Below are 19,650 nucleotides of genomic sequence, written 5' to 3'. Positions count from 1 at the left end.
AAACTGGAAGAGGGTCGTACATGAAAGCACCAGCCTTGATCAAAAAACATATTGGGTTTCTGCTGCATGCGTTAATAGGCGGTTCCATGTGGAAAAGACTGCTGCTCTTTATCTTGGCGGGCACCGTTGTGCCCTTCAGCACCTTAACCTATTACACGTATTCCAATATATCCGGCAAGCTGGTGGAAGAGTATGCAGCAACAAATTCGAACAGCATGGTGTTCATGGCCAAGTATCTGGACGGTTACTACAACGATATAAAAGCGTTGGTCCTGAATATTTATGATGATAATACGGTTTTCGAATATTTGAAGGCCGAACAGTTTGATTTGGACCACCGGAAAAATGTGGAGGACCGGTTAAAGACCATGCTTTACAGTAAAGCCGAGATAGAGTGCATAAGGTTTTATACATTTTATGATCAAAATATGTTTGCCGTCACCCGGAATATGCATGAAGCCTTTGAGCATGTTGATCAAGACAGCCTGGCGGTGAAGATTCCCTATCTCGATCGGATTGATCCCGTGCGCAAGAGTTATTTGTCCCCTGTGTATACAAGCGCAAATGAAGTGTATTCCGGGACGGAGATATTTACGTTTAACCAGGCGATCTTTGATATTGCAACCAACAAGACACTGGCGGTTTTATCCTATGACATCAACACCGGCAGTCTCGACAAACAGTATTCAATGGCAGGGTTCAAGAATGGGGAAAGCCTCCTGCTGCTTAATGAGAGCAATCAGGTCATGTACAGATACGGTGGTTTCGAGCTGAAGGCTGAAGATGTAAACGAATTCAAAAATATAAATTATCCGAATAAAAACGGCTATATGTATATGAAGCTTAATGGTCATAACAACCTGGTAGTTTATTATAAGGATCCCGACAGCCTGTATGTAAGCCTGAAGGTGATCCCGGTTTCCATTTTGAAGCAAGCCGTTCGTTCCATCGTCCGGGAGAACGTTGAGCTCAGCATCATTTTTATTCTCGCAGCTGTTATCCTTGTCATTTTCATCTCCAACCGGATGTCGCTGCCGGTTAAAAAGCTGGCGGAAAATATGAAAAAAATGGAGACGGGCAAATTTAATGTGCGAATCGATTATAGAACCTTAAGCAGTGAGTTTGCGTTCCTATTCCAGAAGTTTAACTTGATGGCCGAAGAAATCAACAAGCTTTTTAATGAAAGGTACAAATTGCAGCTGGCCCAACGGTCTGCAGAGCTGCTGGCGCTGCAGGCCCAAATCAATCCCCACTTTCTATACAATACGCTGCAAACAGTTCAATGCATGGCCTTAAAACGGGACGCTTATGAGATTAATGCGCTTGTAGTGGCTCTAAGAGATATTTTGAAGTATTGCTTGAAGAATTCAGGCGATATTGTCGAGCTCGGAGAAGAGATGGACTACGTAAATAAATATCTGGCGATACAGAAATTCAGGTATCTGGAGGATCTCGAAGTGATTGTTCATATCGAGGAGGCAGCGAAGAATATAGCTGTGCCCAAAATGATCCTGCAGCCGCTGATCGAAAACTGTTTTATTCACGGATTTGAGAACCGCGCGGGCCGGTACAGAATTGAGCTCGATTGCTACTGCGTAGAAGATATCTGCACCCTGGAAATAACGGATAACGGAAAAGGGATGACGCCGGAGCTTGTTGCTCAGCTGGAACAGGAAATGTCGAAGCTTGAAGACGCGGAGCCTTACAAAAGGGACGGCATCGGGATCAACAATGTGAATGTAAGGCTGAAGCTGCTCTATAAGGGAAACGCCGGACTGAAAATTACAAGTGTCCCGGATGTAAAAACCACCATTGCGTTAATCCTTCCTATTCGCGAGCGGGAGCTTCATCATTTGAAGGGGAGCGGAAAACAATGAGACTGCTGATAATAGACGATGAGCGAAGCGCCAGGGAAACCGCTAAAATGCTGGTTGATTTTGAGGCGTTGGGCTTTCAGGAGATTCTTGAGGCCGGGAACGGGGAAGAGGCGCTGGCAATCATCCATCAGCGTAAGCCCGAATTAATCATCACCGACATGAAAATGCCACGCCTGGACGGGATCGGCTTATTGGATGTTCTGAATCAAATGAACGAACGGTTCAAGGTCATCGTGATCAGCGGTTATTCCGATTTCGAATATACGAAAATCGCCATAAGGTCGAAGGTGGTTGATTATTTACTTAAGCCCATCAAGCAGGAGGAGCTTCTCGCAGCTCTGAAAAAGGGAATAGAGGAAATGCACAGTGACCCGCCCGGCCCTCATTCGGAGCCTCCGGGGATGCTTCCGGGGATTTCGGTCCATTCAAGCCTGCTGTACGGCAACAGCGATGAGTCGAGCGTTATATTTGAAAATCTGGTAAAGGATATGGACAGATATGCACTGGTTCTTATCAAACCCGTGAATTTTCACGAAGTAGAGCTTACCCGGTACAATGGCATCCCTGATTTGCTTTTTTACAATATGGATAACATAATTCGCGAAGAAATAGGGATTCACCCTGATAAAGTGAAGATAAAGCCCTTAAATGAAACCCGTGAACTAATTGTAAGCATCAATGTATCAGCCGCCGGGCAGGGCAGGAATATCGATAATCTTACGGCAAGTCTTGAAGGGATTGAAGGGGCCATCCGCAGCAAAACGGGACTGATCTGCCTGATGATTGCCAGTCTTGAGCACCAATCGCATGCGGCCACCCTGGAATTTAAAAGAATGCGGCATGTGCTGAAAAACAGTAATCTTCTTGCTGAAACGAAAATTTATTTGGCCAGTACGGGCGGCAGGAGCAGGGAAATGGGCAGGTATTCATTCCAAAAAAAGGAAGAAGGTGTGTTGAATTCCTTAAAGTATGGTGATGAGGGGCCCATCAAGCAGGCGATCGAATCCCTGTTCAAGGAGATCCTGCAGCACGGAAGGGTAAGCATCGGCGAGCTTGAGCTGCTCTGCATTGAATTCATAACGATGATGAATAAGGGCCTCAGCGCGTTGGGCCTTGCGCTCGAAGGCAATGAACAGGTTCTCGAATTTATTAAGTACACAGGAGATACGGAGCAGATCAAACAATGGATGCTCCAGTTAGCGGATAGCGTAACCGCTAAGGTTTTTACTTTGAAAAAGGAAATCGGCGGAGCGGCTTTTAGCAATATTTTGAAATATATAGATACGTATTACTACGAGAAAATAGATTTGGAGCTGTTATCAAAGAAGTTTTTTTTCAGCAGGGAATATATCTCCAAGCAGTTCAAAAAAAATACCGGAGAAAATTTTGTTGAATACATCACAAGGCTGCGGCTGGAAAAAGCAAAAGAGCTTCTCCAGGACGATAGCCTGAAGCTTCAAAACATCTCCGGTATGACCGGGTTCAATGATTTGAGTTATTTCAGCAAGGTGTTTAAAAAGTAGTATGGCTGTTCACCGACAGAGTACAGGGCGCACAATTAAGCTGAAATCCAAAAAGGGAGTGAAATGATGAAAAAAAGTAAAATGAAGTGGATCAGATTGGCCCTCGCAGCAGTTTTTATGACAAGCCTAAGTGTGGGAATGCTCTCTGCTAACAAAGTGCATGCAACAGGCTCAGACGAGTACAATGTAAAGCTGATGTCCTTCAACATCAGAAATTTGCATGGAGATGACGGGACTGTGAATTCGTGGGATAACAGAAAGGGAAGAGCCGTAAATGTCATCAATGGTTTTGGTCCCGATATCATAGGAATGCAGGAAGCGTTCCAAACGCAGATAGACTATTTTATAAGCAATTTGAACAACAGCTATGCTTCCATTGGCGTATCACGGTTTGGCAACACAACCGATGAGTATTCCAACATCATGTACAGAACGGATAAATTCACAGTTTTGGAAAGCGGACAATTCTGGCTGAGCGATACCCCGGACGTACCCGGAAGCTACAGCTCCTATGATTCCACTTGGCCAAGGGTCGCCACATGGGCGAAATTTCAGGCTAAAGGGAACAGCAGAGCCGTTTTTTACTACTTCAACACGCATTTTTCGCTCGTGGAGGCGGCCAAGCAGCAAAGCGCAAACCTGATTATTGACCGGATAAAGAAATATGTAACCGCTGACAATGTTCCCGTATTTATCGGCGGTGATCTGAATTCCTCGGAAACCACCGCTGCCTACAGCATTATCCAGAACTCGGATTTTGAGGATACCTGGGTTCAGGCCGGGAAAACATGGACGGATGATTCAACCGGCCATGGATGGACGGATGAGACGGACATTCCTAATGAGCATATCGACTGGATTTTTCACCGCAATGGAATTCGCATAAACTCCATAGCGATCGACCGGTATTCCGAGAACGGCTTATACCCGTCCGACCATTATCCGGTGGAATTGAACATGGATATTCCTTTGACTGGTGAACCTTCGCCTGACCGCGGCAGCGGCGGAACGGTATCCGCCCTGTATACGGACAGTCCGGCCGGTGAAGAAGCGGCCAAGGCTTTTGACAATTCCAACAAGACCAAATATTATACACCTCATGGCACAAATGTATGGCTCCAGTATCGTTTTGCCAACGGGAGTGAATTTGCCATTAACCGATATAAGCTGACATCAGCCAATGACTATCCGGAGAGGGACCCCCAAAGCTGGACGTTGCATGGCTCCAATGACGGCGCCAACTGGACAACGGTCGATACCCGGAGCAACCAGACCTTTGACGCCAGGTACCAGGTCAAGGAGTATAAATTCAGCAACACGGCAGCTTATGAATATTACAGGCTGAACATGACAAGCCGCAACGGAACAAGCCTTCAGATTGCGGAGATTGAGCTGTACGACAATTTGAATGTTGTGTCCACCGGCGCACTGACAGCAGATGCGCATAACACCGGCGAAGAGACGGTTCTGGCCTCAGACGGATCTATGAGCACCAAATGGTGCGCATCGGGAGCCGAGCCGCATTGGCTGAAGGTGGATCTGGGGCAGGTGAATAATGTATACCAGTTCGTCGTCAAGCATGCCGCCAGCGGCGGGGAGGCTGCAGGCTACAATACAGTTGCCTACCAGATACAGTACAGCCTGGATGGCACGACATGGACGGATGCGGTGAATGTTACTGACAACAAAGCCAATGTTACAACGCACAATGTCAATATCTTCGGAAGGTACCTAAGGCTGTATATAACGGATGCCGCAGCGAGCAGCGGAAACACTGCCGCCAGAATTTATGAATTTGAAGCCTACGGTTTGTCGGCAGGAGCAACGTTCTATAAGGATGGGGGTTATGCGGGGACTGCAGTTACACTGCCCAAAGGCAATTACACATTAGCCCAGCTTCAGGAAGCAGGAATAGCGAACGACAGCATCACTTCCTTGAAGGTGTTTGGCGGCTGTACCGTAGAGCTGTATGAGGATAATAATTTTGGGGGAGCCAAGGTTACAAAAACGGCCGATGATGCTTCCTTGTCAGATGATGGCTTCAATGATCTGACCAGCTCGATTAAGATATATTGAGCCTTTAAAATTTAGCAAGCAGCCGGCAGGTATACAGCCGGCTGCTTTGGCGTTCGCTGAACTTCGACGGTGTTTAAGGCCTGGAAAGAAAATGCCCCTGTATCCTGACATGTTCATAGGGACGGTGCGGATTGGCAATTCTCCAGAGCATCAGGTCCGCTGCGCGGGAGCCGGTTTCCTGCACCGGCATATAGAAATAATCGACGCCCGCGTATTCCTGGGTCTGCTTGACATCGAGGGTCACAAGCGAACAGGGGTCCGGAATCTGCAAGCCGGCCTGAGTACACAAATAATGGACCCAGGGCAGGTTGCCTTCAATCGTATTAAGGATGGCATAGGGGACGCCCGGCTGGAGCAGCTGCTGGAAGCGCTGCTGCCAGGGGTATTCGGGACTAAAGGGAAAGGTGAGATGCTGCGCCGGGTCTACGCGGATTCCCAGTCCGTCCATCGCATCCAGAAAGGCGGACCAGCGAAGGCGAAAGCCTCTGGTGCTGCTGGTATCGCCTACATAAAGAATACGGCTGGGACTTTTGGCCGCCAATCTGCCTACACCCTGCCGGACGGAATCATACACATCCCAAATTACGCTGTCTGCCGCAGCCCCGGAAGGCGGGAAATTAATCAGGACACGGGGAAGCGGGAGCTGCAGCAGCAGCTGCTCAATATCAGGCAGGATCATCGGCGGAATAAAAATTCCGTCCGCATACAGAAGTCCGCTGTCTTCAGCCCAACCGGCAAAAGGAGCAGCGCCCGCCGGCAGTGCGGGAGGAAGGAACAGCGGCGTTACCAGACAGCCTGTTCCCCGGTAGCCCTCATTCAGGCCTTTAATCAGCTCCATATGAATGCTGTTTGGCCCTGAGGACTGATCTTCCAGCACAATGAAAAAGCGGCGCTGGCGGATGGCTGCCAGCGATGTCCGTTCAAGCAGTCCGCTGTCCACCTGCTCCCGGGTGCGGTAGCCTATCTTCTGCGCCAGCTCCAGCACCTCTCTGCGCGTCTCCAGCGACATTCCCGGCAAGCCGCGCAGCGCCTTGGAGACGGTCATCCGGCTTAGTCCCAGCTCGGCTGCCAGCTGCTGTAAAGTGACTTTTTTCCGGCTCATTGGTATGGTTAAGCCTCCTTTTTGTTAAAAGATAAGAATTTATCCTGAATTTCGAAAGTGAATTGAACAAATCCAGAAAGGACAAGGGATAAACCCTCTTTTTCCTTCGCCCATTTGGTGCAAGCTATTTTTAGCAAGAAATCCCTTCGTGTAGAGCTTTTAGATGATTTGTGGATACTTACTTTCGAAATTCAGGTTTATATGTTTCACGTAAAAATTAGCCTTATCTTTCTCGCTGAAACGGATACCGTCCTTATAAGGACGGCGAAGCCGTTTCCACTTGTACATGTTTAAAATGTAAACCAAAATATAACTAAACGCCAGCTTGTTTTTGATTATGAAAAACGGGTTTTTACAGCACTGATACTATTCCGGCACAGAGCTGTCAGCCGCCGGCAACAGCTTCGTGAGAAGCTTTAGCGGAGGCTGAATTCGTTCTTGGCCGGCTCAAGATAAATCCTTTTCCGATTTCTTTCTGTGGTGATAATATAAACCTTGAACAGCATAAAATCTCCTGAACGATACACATAACCGCTTCCATGGAGCAGCTGTACCCTTGCATTTTAAATGACGGGAAAGCGTGGGATACCCAGCATGGAACATTCAGAGACTTGTCCGGAGCCGCTGTCTGCCGCCCCCTCCGGGGAGCAGGAACCCTGCGTCGTCGATCATCTTACCGACAGGGCGCTTGCGGATTTCCCTGTACAATGCGTGCAGCGGTGCAGTGAAATCCTGCAGCCGGCGCCGCATTCACATTCGGGCTATGAATGCTATCTCTGCCTGAACGGCAGCGGCAGGTTTATTGCCGGTAATAACATATACGAAATCAATGGGGGCAGTCTGGTTATTGTCAATCCGTCCGTGCTGCATATGCCCAGGTCGACCGGAGGCCGGCCGCTGCACCGGCTGATTCTTTCCGTTGACAAGAGCTATCTGGACAGACTCTGCCAGGTGGATCATTCCGCAGGACAACTGGTCCGCGAATGGCTGCCCGGCGAGAGAGACGGATCGCTCTTATGGCAGTTGAACATTGGCCGGCTGGAGAGCGTCCAAGAGATTATGCGGCAATTGGAAGGCGAACTGGCAGACAGGCAAGAAGGCTATACCCTGGCGGTGCAAAGTCTTGTGCTCCGGCTGTTCGCGGTCTTGATCCGCCCGGTGTCCGGGCAGTTGCCCTCCCGTCCGGCCGATGCAAGGATGAAGCAGTTATCGGAGCAAATGATTGCATACATTGCCGGCAACTACAGAGACAGCTTCCGGCTGGAAGAGATGTCCCGTTATTTCCATCTGTCCCGCTCCTATCTGCACCGGATATTCAAACAGGAGATTGGCCTCGCAATCAAGGAATATTTAATGGCTTACCGGATTAACCGGGCCAAAGAGCTGCTGGAAGCCGGAACCTTGCCGCTGACCGAGGTTGCCGCGGCCTCCGGATTTCAGGATTTATCGCATTTTTGCCGTAGCTTCAAGCGGCTGGCCGGAGTTCCGCCCGGTCATTACCGGACCATGCACCGGAAGAGCGGGCTTTGAGCGGAGCCTGCATTAATCATTGCCGGACGGTGTTTCCGCCCTGCCCGTTCCAGAGGGCTGTTTCCTTTCATCCGGCACAGAAATGTAAACCAAATGATAACTAAACAAAGATTCCTTTTTAGGATAAGGTAAACCTGAACAAAGATGATTTTGGGTTGGGCTTGAGCCTTACTGTGCCGATGAGGAGAGGATGAAAAAGATGGAGACTGTGTTCAGATTTCCGCAGCGGGAATTGCCGGTGTCGGCGGAAACGGACTTGCTGGTGGCCGGCGGGGGGCCCGCCGGAATTGCTGCTGCCATTGCTGCTGCCCGGAATGGAATGAAGGTCCTGATTCTTGAACAAAGGGGGTTTCTCGGAGGCATGGGCACCGTTTCCCTGGTGCCGGCCTTTTGTCCCTACACCGATCATGAGAAACCGGTCGTTCGCGGAATCGGACTGGAGCTGCTGGAGCAAATGAAGCGTAACTGTCCGGCGGATTACCGTCAGAATTATGGGAGTGTGCTGGATTGGGTGCCTATTGACGCGGAGGTGCTGAAGCGGGTTTACGATGATGCCGTCCTGCAGAGCGGCGCGCAAATTCTGTTTCATACGATGGTAATCGACGTAATCAGGAGCAAGGACAAATCCTGTATAGAAGGCGTGGTCATTGCCAATAAATCGGGCTGTTCCGTTGTGAAATGCCAATATGTAATCGATGCTACAGGAGATGGGGATATTGCGGCAAAGGCTGGGGCGCCCTTTCTAAAGGGCGGGGAGAAGGGCGAGCTTCAACCCGGAACAATGTGTTATCTGCTGGCCCGTACGGACAAGAAGCGGTTTCTGCAGTACTTGAAGGACAGCGGAGATAATTTTCAAATCCATGCTGCGGTTACAAAGGCCCAGCAAAACGGGGATCTGCCGGAAGGCCGCAAGGAGGTATCCGGGTTCGCCTGGCTGGCGGATGATCTGGTTGGGGTGAACTTTGGGCATATTTTTGGTGTGGACGGCACCAAAGCGGAAGATTTAACCCGGGGAGCCATCGAAGGAAGAAAGCTTGTCGGTATCCAGGTGGAATTTCTGCGTAAATACGTGCCGGGCTTCGAGAATGCCCATGTTATAGCCACCGGGGAGCAGCTCGGAATTCGTGAAACGAGAAGAATCCAGGGGGATTACGTGCTGCAGGCGGAAGACTTTCTGGAGATGCGCAGCTTTCCCGATGACATTGCCCGAAATGCCTATTTCATTGATGTCCATATGGCTACGAGCAAGGAGAATATCCGTATCCACCATTTACCGGACGGGCAGTCTCATGGCGTTCCTTACCGCTGCCTCCTGCCCAAGGGGGTGGATAATCTCTGGGTTCCGGGAAGAGCCGCTTCCTCGGACCGGGTGGTTCAAGGCTCTCTGCGGGTGATGCCGAACTGCTTCGCTATGGGGCAGGCAGCCGGGACGGCTGCGGCACTGGCTGCCGGAGCCGGGGGGTGCACATCCCGTGAGGTGGACGTCCCCCGGCTGCAGCAAACCCTTGTGGAGCAGGGAGCCTGGCTGGGAGAAGCACATGAGAATGGGAAGGTCCGGGTATAAAGCTCAAGTGTACAACTAATGTACAACTGCATATGAAGGCTATTTACAACCTCTTCGTTTTATCGAAGGGGTTTTTAAAAAAATATAATCCTTCTATTTCTCGCTGAAACACCCCGTCCTTTACAAGGACGGCGAAGCCGTTTCCACTTGAAAGATAAGAATTTATATGTTTTGGGGTCCCCGCAAAGTACCTGAGTCATCATCGAAGCCAAGGCCCCGCTTTGTGGGGTTATTTTGCGCAGGATATACGCAGGCTTTTGGAGTGGACGGCTCCGCGAACGGAGCGTTGTCCTGGGTCGCTGTGCTCTCCAGATTTATTTCATTCCCCTTAGGAGCTGCGAGGAAATTAGTAGCCGCTTTTGTTGACAAAATCTCCACGGTTTTGGGAGTTTTGTCAACAATGTAGCGGTATTTTATTTCGTCGCAGTCTCTTAGCGGTGAAAATCCGGAGACCCAGGCGACCGCTCCGCTGTTCCGCGGGTCCGTCCATCCGCTCCGCTGTTTAAGCGGGAGGGGGGGCTATAATCTTTAAAAAACACAATAAAGAAACTTAATGTATATGAATGGAACCGGCTTATATGCAATGAACCGGCGAACCTGAACAAGCTGATGGAAGGCAAGGAAGAGATTCATAGAGAACGGAAGCGAAGTGGAAAAAGTAACACTAATGGGCTGGAATTCTGGATTTAACAGGATTTAGTGGGATTTTGTACACTTAATGGAGGCCCGCTACCTCCATACAGCTGATTTCAGCCGAATTAGTTGTACTTTTTCCCATTAGGGATGATCCAGTCTCCGAATGAGGTGGATTAGTTATCCTTTTTACCACTAAAATGGCTGCCTTTTGGATGAATGGTTCAAGTTCATCTTAATGCAGGCGTATTCCTCTGAAAGGGAGAGAACGGATGGATTAGGTATCCTTTTTCCCGCTAACGCTTGCGAAAAAGGATTGTAGAGAAGATGAAGTTAACTTTTTCCGCTTGGGTGGCTTCCCACCGGCTTTCAGCTGGCAAACTTACACCTGGAATCCCAAACAGCTGCGCTGTCCAGCCAAGGACGGCATAGCTGTTTTGTCCTGCAGAGCATCAATAGACGGGCCGCCAGACACTCGGCAGAGCCGGAAGTGTATTTAGCCATCTCACAATCGTAATAATACGTCATAAATAAAATAATTTATAATATAATACGTAATATATATTGATTATTTTCTTCATATCGTGTAAAAGTATAATTACATCTTTGATTAACACGCACTATTTAACGAATTTATACTAAATGATGTGGAGGAATTCAATTGGTGACAAAAAAGGTCTACCCGTTTGAGGATGGCAATGCGGAAATGAAAATGCTGCTTGGAGGCAAGGGAGCAAACCTTGCAGAGATGACTAGGCTGGGCCTGCCGATTCCCTGCGGATTTACAATAACGACAGAGGCCTGCCGGGCGTATTATGCATCCGGCTGCATCATGCCGGAGGAGCTGCTGCAGGAGATCGGGCAGGCTTTGACAAGGATCGAGGAAGCGCAGGCCGCCGGATTCGGAGATGAACAGCAGCCTCTGCTGGTTTCGGTGCGCTCGGGTTCAGTAGCCTCCATGCCCGGCATGATGGATACCATTTTAAATCTTGGACTTAATGATGCAACGGTTCTGGGCCTTGCGGCGCGAACGGGCAACGAAGCCTTTGCGTATGACTGCTACCGCCGGTTTATCCAGATGTTTGGAGATGTGGTGCTGGGGATTGACTCCATTCATTTCGAACGGCTGCTGGAGCAGAATAAACGTAAATATGCCAGAGCCAGTGATCAGGAAATCACCGCAGAGGAGTTCAAGGAGCTGATCTCCAATTATAAGCGGCTTGTGGAGGACCGTACCGGACAGAGCTTTCCGCAGAATGTGCATAGCCAGCTCAAACTGGCAGTGGAGGCGGTATTCCGCAGTTGGAACAATGTGCGGGCCAAGGTCTACCGCAAGGCTTACGGCATTCCGGACGAACAGGGCACTGCGGTGAATATCCAGGCCATGGTTTTTGGCAACCTCGGGAATGACAGCGGTACGGGAGTGCTGTTTACCCGCAATCCATCAACAGGCGTCAAGGAATTGTACGGTGAATATTTGCTGAATGCCCAGGGGGAAGACGTAGTTGCCGGAGTACGTACGCCGAAGGATATCGCAGAGCTTCACAAGGAGCAGCCGCAAGTGCATGAGCATCTGGAAGAACTGGCCCTTTTGCTGGAGGGACATTACCGGGATATGCAGGATATCGAATTCACTGTGGAAAAAGGCGTGTTATACCTGCTGCAGACCCGCAGCGGCAAAAGAACGGCACAAGCCTCCGTCAAAATAGCCGCTGACCTTGTGGAAGAAGGCATTATTGACCAGAAGGAGGCCATCCGCCGGATTGAGCCGGCCCATCTTGACCAGCTGCTGCACCGCTCCATAGACTACTCCATGTCGCCTGTTCCGATTGCCCGGGGGCTGCCGGCATCGCCCGGCGCAGCCAGCGGCAGGATCGCCCTGGACTCTGATACGGCAGAGCATTGGGCCAAGAATGGCGGAAAGGTTATTCTGGTTACGGCAGAAACCTCCCTGGATGACATTCATGGAATTATCGCAGCGGAGGGCGTGCTGACCAGCCGGGGCGGGATGACCAGCCATGCGGCGGTAGTGACGAGAGGAATGGGCACTCCTTGTGTATGCGGCTGCGAGACTCTGAGCATCAATGAAGAGCTGCGGTCGGCGACAATCGGCGGCTTGACCTTTCAGGAAGGGGAAGAGATTTCACTCGATGCCTCGCTGGGCCAGGTATTCCGGGGCAGCCTGTCTCTGAACGAGCCGGAGATAACCCCGGAGCTGCTGAAGCTGCTGGAGTATGCCGATACTATCCGGTCATTGCAAATATACAGCAATGCAGACACGCCTGCGGATGCCGGCAAGGCGCGTGAGTTCGGGGCGGAAGGCATTGGCTTATGCCGCACCGAGCATATGTTCTTTGCCGGCAGCCGCCTGCCGATTGTGCAGGCTATGATACTGGCCGATTCCCTGGAAGAACGCCAGCTGCATTTGGACCGGCTGCTCCCGATGCAGCAATCGGACTTTGAGGCGATGTTTCAGTCCATGGATGGCCTGCCGGTTACGATCCGTTTGCTGGACCCTCCATTGCATGAATTTTTGCCTAATCTGGAGCAGCTGAAGGAGCGGGAGCAGCAGCTGGCGCTCTCTCCCGGAACGGGAGAAGAGCTGGAGCAGGTAAGCAACACGATCAAGAAGGTATACAGCTTGCGGGAGGTTAATCCGATGCTGGGGCTGCGCGGAGTCCGGCTGGGAATTTTATACCCGGAGATATACGATATGCAGGTCGAGGCCATATTCAAGGCGGCAGAGCGTTCCTTGCACAAGGGGGTGAAAGTCCGTCCGGAGATCATGATCCCGCTCGTAGGCCATCCGAATGAGCTGAAGCAGATGCGTGAGCTGGTGGATAATATCGCCGGTCAGGTGATGTGCGGAGAATTCAAAGGGTTCAGCTATAAGGTAGGCACTATGATTGAGGTCCCGCGCGCGGCCCTGCTCGCGGACAGTATCGCAAAGTATGCCGATTTCTTCTCCTTCGGCACAAATGACTTGACCCAAATGACCTTTGGCTACAGCCGGGATGACGCAGAGAGCGGATTCATGAATACTTACATGGAGCAAAAGGTTTTGAACGATAACCCGTTTCAAGTGCTCGATCAAGATGGAGTAGGGAAGCTTATTGAATGGGCGGTGACCCAGGGGAGAGCGGTGAAGCCTTTCCTGAAAACGGGCATTTGCGGGGAGCACGGCGGAGAAAGGGCCTCCATTTTATTTTGCCATGAGATAGGCCTTGATTACGTAAGCTGCTCGCCTTACCGCGTGCCGTTTGCGCGGATTGCCGCAGCCCAGGCCGCCCTTAATGCGGATATGAACCGGCAGCGCCTGGATGCTGAAGTAGTGTGAGGTGAAGCAGGGATTGCCGCAGCCTGAATGGGGATGTGATTGAAATCTTGCAGGAGAAATGGATACTGATATGCTCGGATGCGGTTGGCGAAACCGCCGAATCTGTTGTAAATGCAGCATTGCGGCAGTTCAACACCGGACTTGTCCGGATTAAGCGCTTCAGCCATATCACCGGCGAGCGGGAAATCCGGGAAGCGGTACGCATCGCGGCCGAGAGAAATGCGCCCATTATCTACACGATCAGCCAGCCCGGGCTGAATCATCTGATGGTGCAGGAAGCCGGTCTGCAGGGGGTGCAGGCGGTGGATGTTATGAGTCCGGTTACCGGTGCCATCTCCAGCACCTTTGCCGAAGCGGCACTTAACCGGCAGACACTGGAGCATCGGCTGAACGAGAGCTACTACCGGCGGGTGGAAGCGATGGAGTTCGCGGTTAAATACGATGATGGCAAAGACCCGCGCGGACTTATGCTGGCTGAGATCGTACTGATCGGTGTCTCGCGCACATCCAAAACACCGCTAAGCATCTATATGGCGCACAAGGGCTATAAAGTGGCGAATTATCCCCTGACACCGGAGTCCAAAGCACCGGCGGAGCTGTTCCGAATATCGAACCGCCTCATCTTCGGGCTGACCATGGACCTGGATTCCATTCTCAAAATCCGTATGGAACGCTTGCGGTCGCTTGGTCTGAATTCTGATGCGGATTACGCCGCAGGGCACCGCATCGTAGAGGAATTCGAGTATGCGGAGACACTTATGAAGAAGCTCGGCTGCAGGGTGATCAACGTGACCGACAAATCCATCGAAGAAACCTCGGGGCTGATTATTGACTGCCTGCAAGGCGTGTGATGCAGCAGAGGGCTGGAATCCACCAGCGCTGCAATAAACAGACCTAACCTCAGAATATCAAAAGCATGGTGATGCCGCCGGCCGGCGGCATTTGCAGGTCTGCGCGGTGTCCTCAGGACTCAAGGCCTGCCTCGATCTGCTGGATGTAGTCCCGGGGAGAAACTCCGGTCACTTTCTTGAACACCTTGCTGAAATAAAAGGCGCTTTCATAACCGAGCTTCTGCGAAATCTCGTAGATGCGGCCTTCGCCGCGGACCATCATCTCTTTGGCCGCGGCGATTTTGGTCTCCGTGATATATTCCACATAGTTGACCTTGGCGACCTTGGAGAAGAGATGGCTCAGGTAATTGGGACTGAAATTGAAGACATCCGCCACCTGGTTGAGCGAAAGCTTGCTGCCGAGATTTCTTTTGATATATTCCTGGACATTCCTGACGATCTGCTCCTTGTAGCTCTGTCTCCGGGTGGAGAGGATGTCTGAGCAGCCGTCCCGGAAACGGATCAGCCAGCCGGCGATCTCTTGGGTGGTATGCATCTGGTAGATGGCCCGGTAGCCCTCCGGTTCATTCTCGAAAATCTGCTCGACTATATTCTCGCCGTCCGCGAGCAGTGAGGTGGCCATGTACAGGATGTTGCAGGCGGCATCCGTGGCGGGCACCAGCAGGTCGGGCCGGCCCTCAAAGATTTCGATCATTTTGGAGATGATGGTGTATAAGGCGCGGGTATCCATTTCTTCAAAAGCACGGCGGATCTCCGAACGCGATTCGGAAAAATCGAACAGCGTATGGTCCTGCTCCAGAGACTCGCCTTCCGTGAAGAACACGAAGGAGCGTTCTTTAACCGCAGCCGGCAGCGCCTTGCGGGCTGCGAGATAGCTCTCCCGCAGCAAATAAGGGTCCTCGACCGCAAAACCGATTGCGCCGATGATCGTTACATTGAAATAGTTGTGCAGAACCAAGGCCATGTCTGCGAGCTGCTGTTCTATCTCGGGCATCCAGTCCCGCGGGTCCGTCCCCGCTACGGGCAGCGCCACGGCGAAATTGCGCAGGTCCAGGCTGGTTACATAGCAAGGCCGCACAGAAGTGAGTGTATCCTTAGCCATTTGCACGGTGCTTGAGCATAAGGCGATCAGCTTATCCCCGCGCGGCGGCACGCTGTCCGGACCCAGAATGCGGCAGGTGCAGACCAGGTAGGCGGGCTCAGACAGATCAACGTCCAAATCTTCTTTCTGCAGAAGATACTGGTTTTTATTTTCGAACAGGTTATTGAACAGCCGGATGAAGAACTTATCGCGCTGGGCCTGGAGATTGCCGCGGTGAACGAGGTTTGGGTAGCTTTCCATGGTCCGGTAAGCCTCCAGAATGGAAATGGCCCTCCGGATGGATCCGGCCAGCGCCTCCGGAGTCAGCTCCAGCTTCACCAGGTAATCTGTGGCCTGCACTTCTATGGCTCCGCGCGCGTATTCAAATTCTTCATAGCTGGTCAACATAATGAACAGCGGCAGCCGGCCATATTTTTTGCGTACCGACCCGGCAACCTCCAAGCCGCTCTTAATGGGCATTTTGATATCGCTGATCACGATGTCCGGGCGAAGGGTGTCAATCATTTGTTCTTCCTGGGCGCCGTTGTGTGCGATACCGGCGATCTCAATGTTGAATTGCTCCCATTTCAGCATGGACTGCAAACCGATACAGACGAGAGCTTCGTCATCTGCGATCAACAATTTAATCAAGCTCATCACATCCTCGCCAAATTTGCGGGCTAATCCTTCTGGAGGAACGGCATCAGAATCTTCATAATCGTATAGCGGTCCATTTCACTCTCAATCGACAGGCCGTAATTCTCTCCAAATGCCAGGTGCAGGCGCTCATTTACGCTGCGGAGCCCGAGATTCCCGAACATTCCCTTGGCCCCGTTCTCCGGTTCCGACAGAATGGTGGAAATTTGCTCTTCCTTCATGCCGACACCGTTGTCTTCTATTGTAACGAGAATATCGGCATACCCGCTTTTTGCCACCGTAATGAGAATATGGCCTCTGCCTTTGGGCTCAATGCCATGGAAGATGGCGTTCTCAATCAGGGGCTGGAGCGTGAAGCGGGGAATCAGGCCTGTGAGAAGCTCCTCGTTGCCGATCCTCTGTTCCATAGTGATTGTGCTGCCATACCGGTATTTTTGAATCAGAAAATAGTCATCAAGCAGGCTCAGCTCATCTTTCAGCGGCAGCAGCCTCCGGTTGTCTTTGGCGATGCTGCGCAGCAGTCTGGACAGAGAGGTCGTCATTTCCGCGATGCCGGTGGCATTCTGAATCGTAGCCATCCATTTGATGGAGTTCAGCGTGTTGTACAGGAAGTGGGGATTGATCTGACTCTGCAGCATCCGGTATTCCAGCTCCTGCTTCTGCTTCTCGTCAGCAAGCTGGCTGTCCATTAGCGCAACGATGTCCTGGGACAGACGGTTGATCCCCCTTCCGACATCGCCGAGCTCGCTGTTCCATTCAATATTGCGGTCGAGCAGGAAGTTGCCCTGGGCAATCTTGTCGATCCGCTTTTTTAATTTCTCCACCGGAAGACTGATGGTACGGGTCAGATACAGGGTAATGATGCCGCTTGAGACGATAACCAGCAGACAAACGCCGAGCATCACAAGAATCCATATATTTGTTTTGGGAGCGAACTGGTCACCCGATAACGTCTGCGACAGAATCACGCCGCTGCGTACCGGATAAGATACGGTAATCCGGCTCTCGCCGTCCTCCAGCTTGATCATGGACAGCTCGGTTTGCGGGCCGACGGGTTTGTCATCGGTATAGGCGACCGGTTCATAAGGCCCGGTAATGGCAAGCACCTGGTCACCGATGAGCTGGTAATGATGCCCGCCAAGCGCCAGCAGCAGCCGGGAGCCCGCCGGCAGGGAATACCCTTTCAGCTTGTCGGTAATTACAGAGGTATTGGCAAGCAGATAAACAGTGCCAATTCGGGAAGCCCTATCTCCGTATATGGGCAATACAAAAGGGATTCCGTTCGTGGTGGAGAGCGGGTCCCTGATCACCTGATCCCATTCCTCTACACCTTCTGCATTAAGGGCGGAAATCTGGCCGATGTTGTGTATGGTGAGCGGAATTGAGGCACTTACGGAATTATCCACCTGCAGAAATTTTCCGTTGTTGCCTTTAACAATCAGCCGGCGGACGTACCCGTTGGAGCGGTTCATCCGAAAATCCTCCTGCATGGAGTTGAATACATTCACAGCGTCCTTGGCGCTCGCCTGCGGCGACACAAAATAATCCTTGAGCAGGGCATTCGTAGACGAATTGGTGCTGCAGGTCATCGCCAGCGCGGACAGATTTAGCAAATCCTGCTCAATGATATGGGAAACCAGCTGGAGATTGAACTCGGTTGCCTGTATGGTTGTTTTGCGCTGGTAATAGGTAATCAGTTCGTAGCTGAAAAAGGATAACAATACGGCGATCAGCAGCGCAAATAGGGTCATGATCAGAATAATGCGGCTTTTAATGGTGGATTTTCGTACCGTTGCCAACCCTCCTCTGCATTCTATAAAGCGTTTTCATCATTAACATAGCATATTCCCGCCGGTCAAAACAGAGCATGGCGCATAAGCTGAGGATTTTACAGGTTTTAAATAGGATATTACAGGTTTGAAGCGGGCGGTATGCAAGAGCACAGAAAAGTGAAGGATCTTTGTTTGAAAATACATGCCATTCCTGCCGGGAAAGCATTAAACTTTGAAATAGGCCGGATGAGCCGGTCATGTAAACCATCAGAAGGAAAAGGGGACGTTGAAATTGAAAAGATTCTATGGCATGACCTTCGCCACAGTACTCTCCCTGAGTGTTCTGGCCGGATGTTCCGGCAATGACAACAACGGGGGCAGCGCTGCTACAGCCGCTCCAGCAACGGGAAACTCTGCAAACGCTTCCGCTGAACCGGACCAGGAGCCTGTGACCTTAAAATGGGCGCTATGGGATTGGGAGGCAACCGCTTACTACAAGCCGCTGATCGACGCTTACAAAGAGAAGCATCCGAATGTAACGATTGAATATGTCGACCTTGGCTCCACCGATTATATGACAATGCTGAGCACACAGCTGTCCGGCGGCGCGGATCTGGATGTTCTTACTATTAAAGATATCCCCGGTTACTCCAACCTTGTGAAGCAGAATCACCTGGAGCCGCTTAAGGGCTTCATGGAAGACAACGCGATTGATGCTTCCGCATACGGGGGTACTGTAGAACAGATTGAAGTAAACGGTGATGTGTATGCGCTTCCTTTCCGCAGTGATTTCTGGATTGTGTATTACAATAAGGACCTGTTCGACAAAGCGGGAGTGGAATACCCGGGCAATGATATGACCTTCGGGCAATATGATGAGCTTGCCAGAAAGATGACCTCCGGCAGCGGTTCCGAAAAAGTGTACGGAGCCCATTATCATACCTGGCGCAGCGCGGTTCAGCTGTTCGGGATTCTGGACGGCAAGAACACTGTTGTTGACGGCAATTACGATTTCCTGAAGCCGACCTATGAGCGGATTCTGAAAGAACAGGAAGACGGCATCGTCATGGATTACGCAACATTGAAGACTTCAAGCACGCATTATTCCGGCGTATTCTACAATAACTCCGTTGCGATGATGAACATGGGCAGCTGGTTTATCGCCACTCAGATTGAAAAAGTGAAGAGCGGCGAGTCCCAGGCGGCCAACTGGGGCATTGTGAAATATCCGCACCCGGACGGTGTGGAAGCAGGTACGACACTGGGCACAATTACGTCCCTGGCTGTCAACCAGAAATCCAAGCACAAGGAAGCTGCGCTTGATTTCATGAAGTTTGTGACGGATGAAGAAGGGGCCAAAGTCATTGCTTCCACCGGCACCATTCCGGCGATTAAGAACGATGAGGTTATCAATTCGATTGCTTCCATTGACGGTTTCCCTGCTGACGGCAACAGCAAGGCGGCGCTGACTACCGTACAGACCTATCTGGAAATGCCGATGCATGAAAAAAGTGCAGACATTGAGGTCATTCTGAACGAAGCACACGATAATATCATGACCAAAAACAGCTCAATCGACGAAGGGCTGATGGATATGAACACACGCGTCGGGCAGCTCTTGAACAATTAACCGGCAGAAGGACGGTG

Annotated in this window: 11 protein-coding genes; 8 read left to right on the top strand and 3 right to left on the bottom strand. The window is 51.1% G+C overall.

Going from position 1 to position 19,650, the window contains the following annotated elements; genetic code table 11:
* Positions 1-20 precede the first annotated feature (20 nt).
* The 3 genes from HYD27_RS00530 (at position 21) to HYD27_RS00520 (ending at position 5,476) form a co-directional block, all read left to right on the top strand.
* Positions 21-1,877, top strand: coding sequence for a sensor histidine kinase (locus HYD27_RS00530; protein ID WP_219210294.1), 1,857 nt, complete (start codon positions 21-23; stop codon positions 1,875-1,877).
* Positions 1,874-3,400, top strand: coding sequence for a response regulator transcription factor (locus HYD27_RS00525; protein WP_219210293.1), 1,527 nt, complete (start codon positions 1,874-1,876; stop codon positions 3,398-3,400). The genes HYD27_RS00530 and HYD27_RS00525 overlap by 4 nt, the downstream gene beginning before the upstream one ends.
* Before the next feature lie 66 nt (positions 3,401-3,466).
* A complete protein-coding gene (locus HYD27_RS00520) occupies positions 3,467-5,476 on the top strand; it encodes a discoidin domain-containing protein (RefSeq protein ID WP_219210292.1) in 2,010 nt (669 codons plus the stop codon).
* Between the two features lie 73 nt (positions 5,477-5,549).
* On the opposite strand, the gene HYD27_RS00515 is transcribed toward HYD27_RS00520, so the two are convergent.
* Entirely contained in the window at positions 5,550-6,578 is a 1,029-nt protein-coding gene (locus HYD27_RS00515; RefSeq protein ID WP_219210289.1) for a substrate-binding domain-containing protein, read from the bottom strand.
* Positions 6,579-7,172: 594 nt separating this feature from the next.
* Here HYD27_RS00515 and HYD27_RS00510 point away from each other — a divergent pair.
* From HYD27_RS00510 to HYD27_RS00495, 4 genes are all read left to right on the top strand, one after another.
* Positions 7,173-8,108 (top strand): AraC family transcriptional regulator, encoded by a 936-nt coding sequence (locus HYD27_RS00510; RefSeq protein WP_219210288.1) that lies wholly within the window; start codon positions 7,173-7,175, stop codon positions 8,106-8,108.
* A 199-nt stretch (positions 8,109-8,307) separates the two neighbouring features.
* Positions 8,308-9,672, top strand: coding sequence for an FAD-dependent oxidoreductase (locus HYD27_RS00505; protein WP_219210287.1), 1,365 nt, complete (start codon positions 8,308-8,310; stop codon positions 9,670-9,672).
* Between the two features lie 1,294 nt (positions 9,673-10,966).
* Positions 10,967-13,642, top strand: coding sequence for a pyruvate, phosphate dikinase (ppdK, locus tag HYD27_RS00500; RefSeq protein WP_220101452.1), 2,676 nt, complete (start codon positions 10,967-10,969; stop codon positions 13,640-13,642).
* Positions 13,643-13,689: 47 nt separating this feature from the next.
* Positions 13,690-14,493: a pyruvate, water dikinase regulatory protein gene (locus HYD27_RS00495; protein WP_220101451.1), complete on the top strand. Its 804-nt coding sequence runs from the start codon at positions 13,690-13,692 to the stop codon at positions 14,491-14,493.
* 112 nt (positions 14,494-14,605) lie between these two features.
* Here the strand turns inward: HYD27_RS00495 and HYD27_RS00490 are convergent, their stop codons facing one another.
* Positions 14,606-16,225 (bottom strand): AraC family transcriptional regulator, encoded by a 1,620-nt coding sequence (locus HYD27_RS00490; protein WP_219210286.1) that lies wholly within the window; start codon positions 16,223-16,225, stop codon positions 14,606-14,608.
* 29 nt (positions 16,226-16,254) lie between these two features.
* Positions 16,255-18,030, bottom strand: coding sequence for a sensor histidine kinase (locus HYD27_RS00485; RefSeq protein ID WP_228744843.1), 1,776 nt, complete (start codon positions 18,028-18,030; stop codon positions 16,255-16,257).
* 265 nt (positions 18,031-18,295) lie between these two features.
* Here HYD27_RS00485 and HYD27_RS00480 point away from each other — a divergent pair, with 265 nt between their 5' ends.
* On the top strand, positions 18,296-19,633 hold the full coding sequence (locus HYD27_RS00480; RefSeq protein ID WP_228744842.1) for an ABC transporter substrate-binding protein: 1,338 nt from the start codon (positions 18,296-18,298) through the stop codon (positions 19,631-19,633).
* Positions 19,634-19,650: the final 17 nt, after the last annotated feature.

Source organism: Paenibacillus sp. S150, from assembly GCF_019352175.1.
In the GTDB taxonomy this organism is placed as follows: domain Bacteria; phylum Bacillota; class Bacilli; order Paenibacillales; family Paenibacillaceae; genus Paenibacillus_AQ.
Note: the sequence above shows the minus strand (reverse complement) of the source record. Positions and strands in the feature narration are given on the sequence as shown.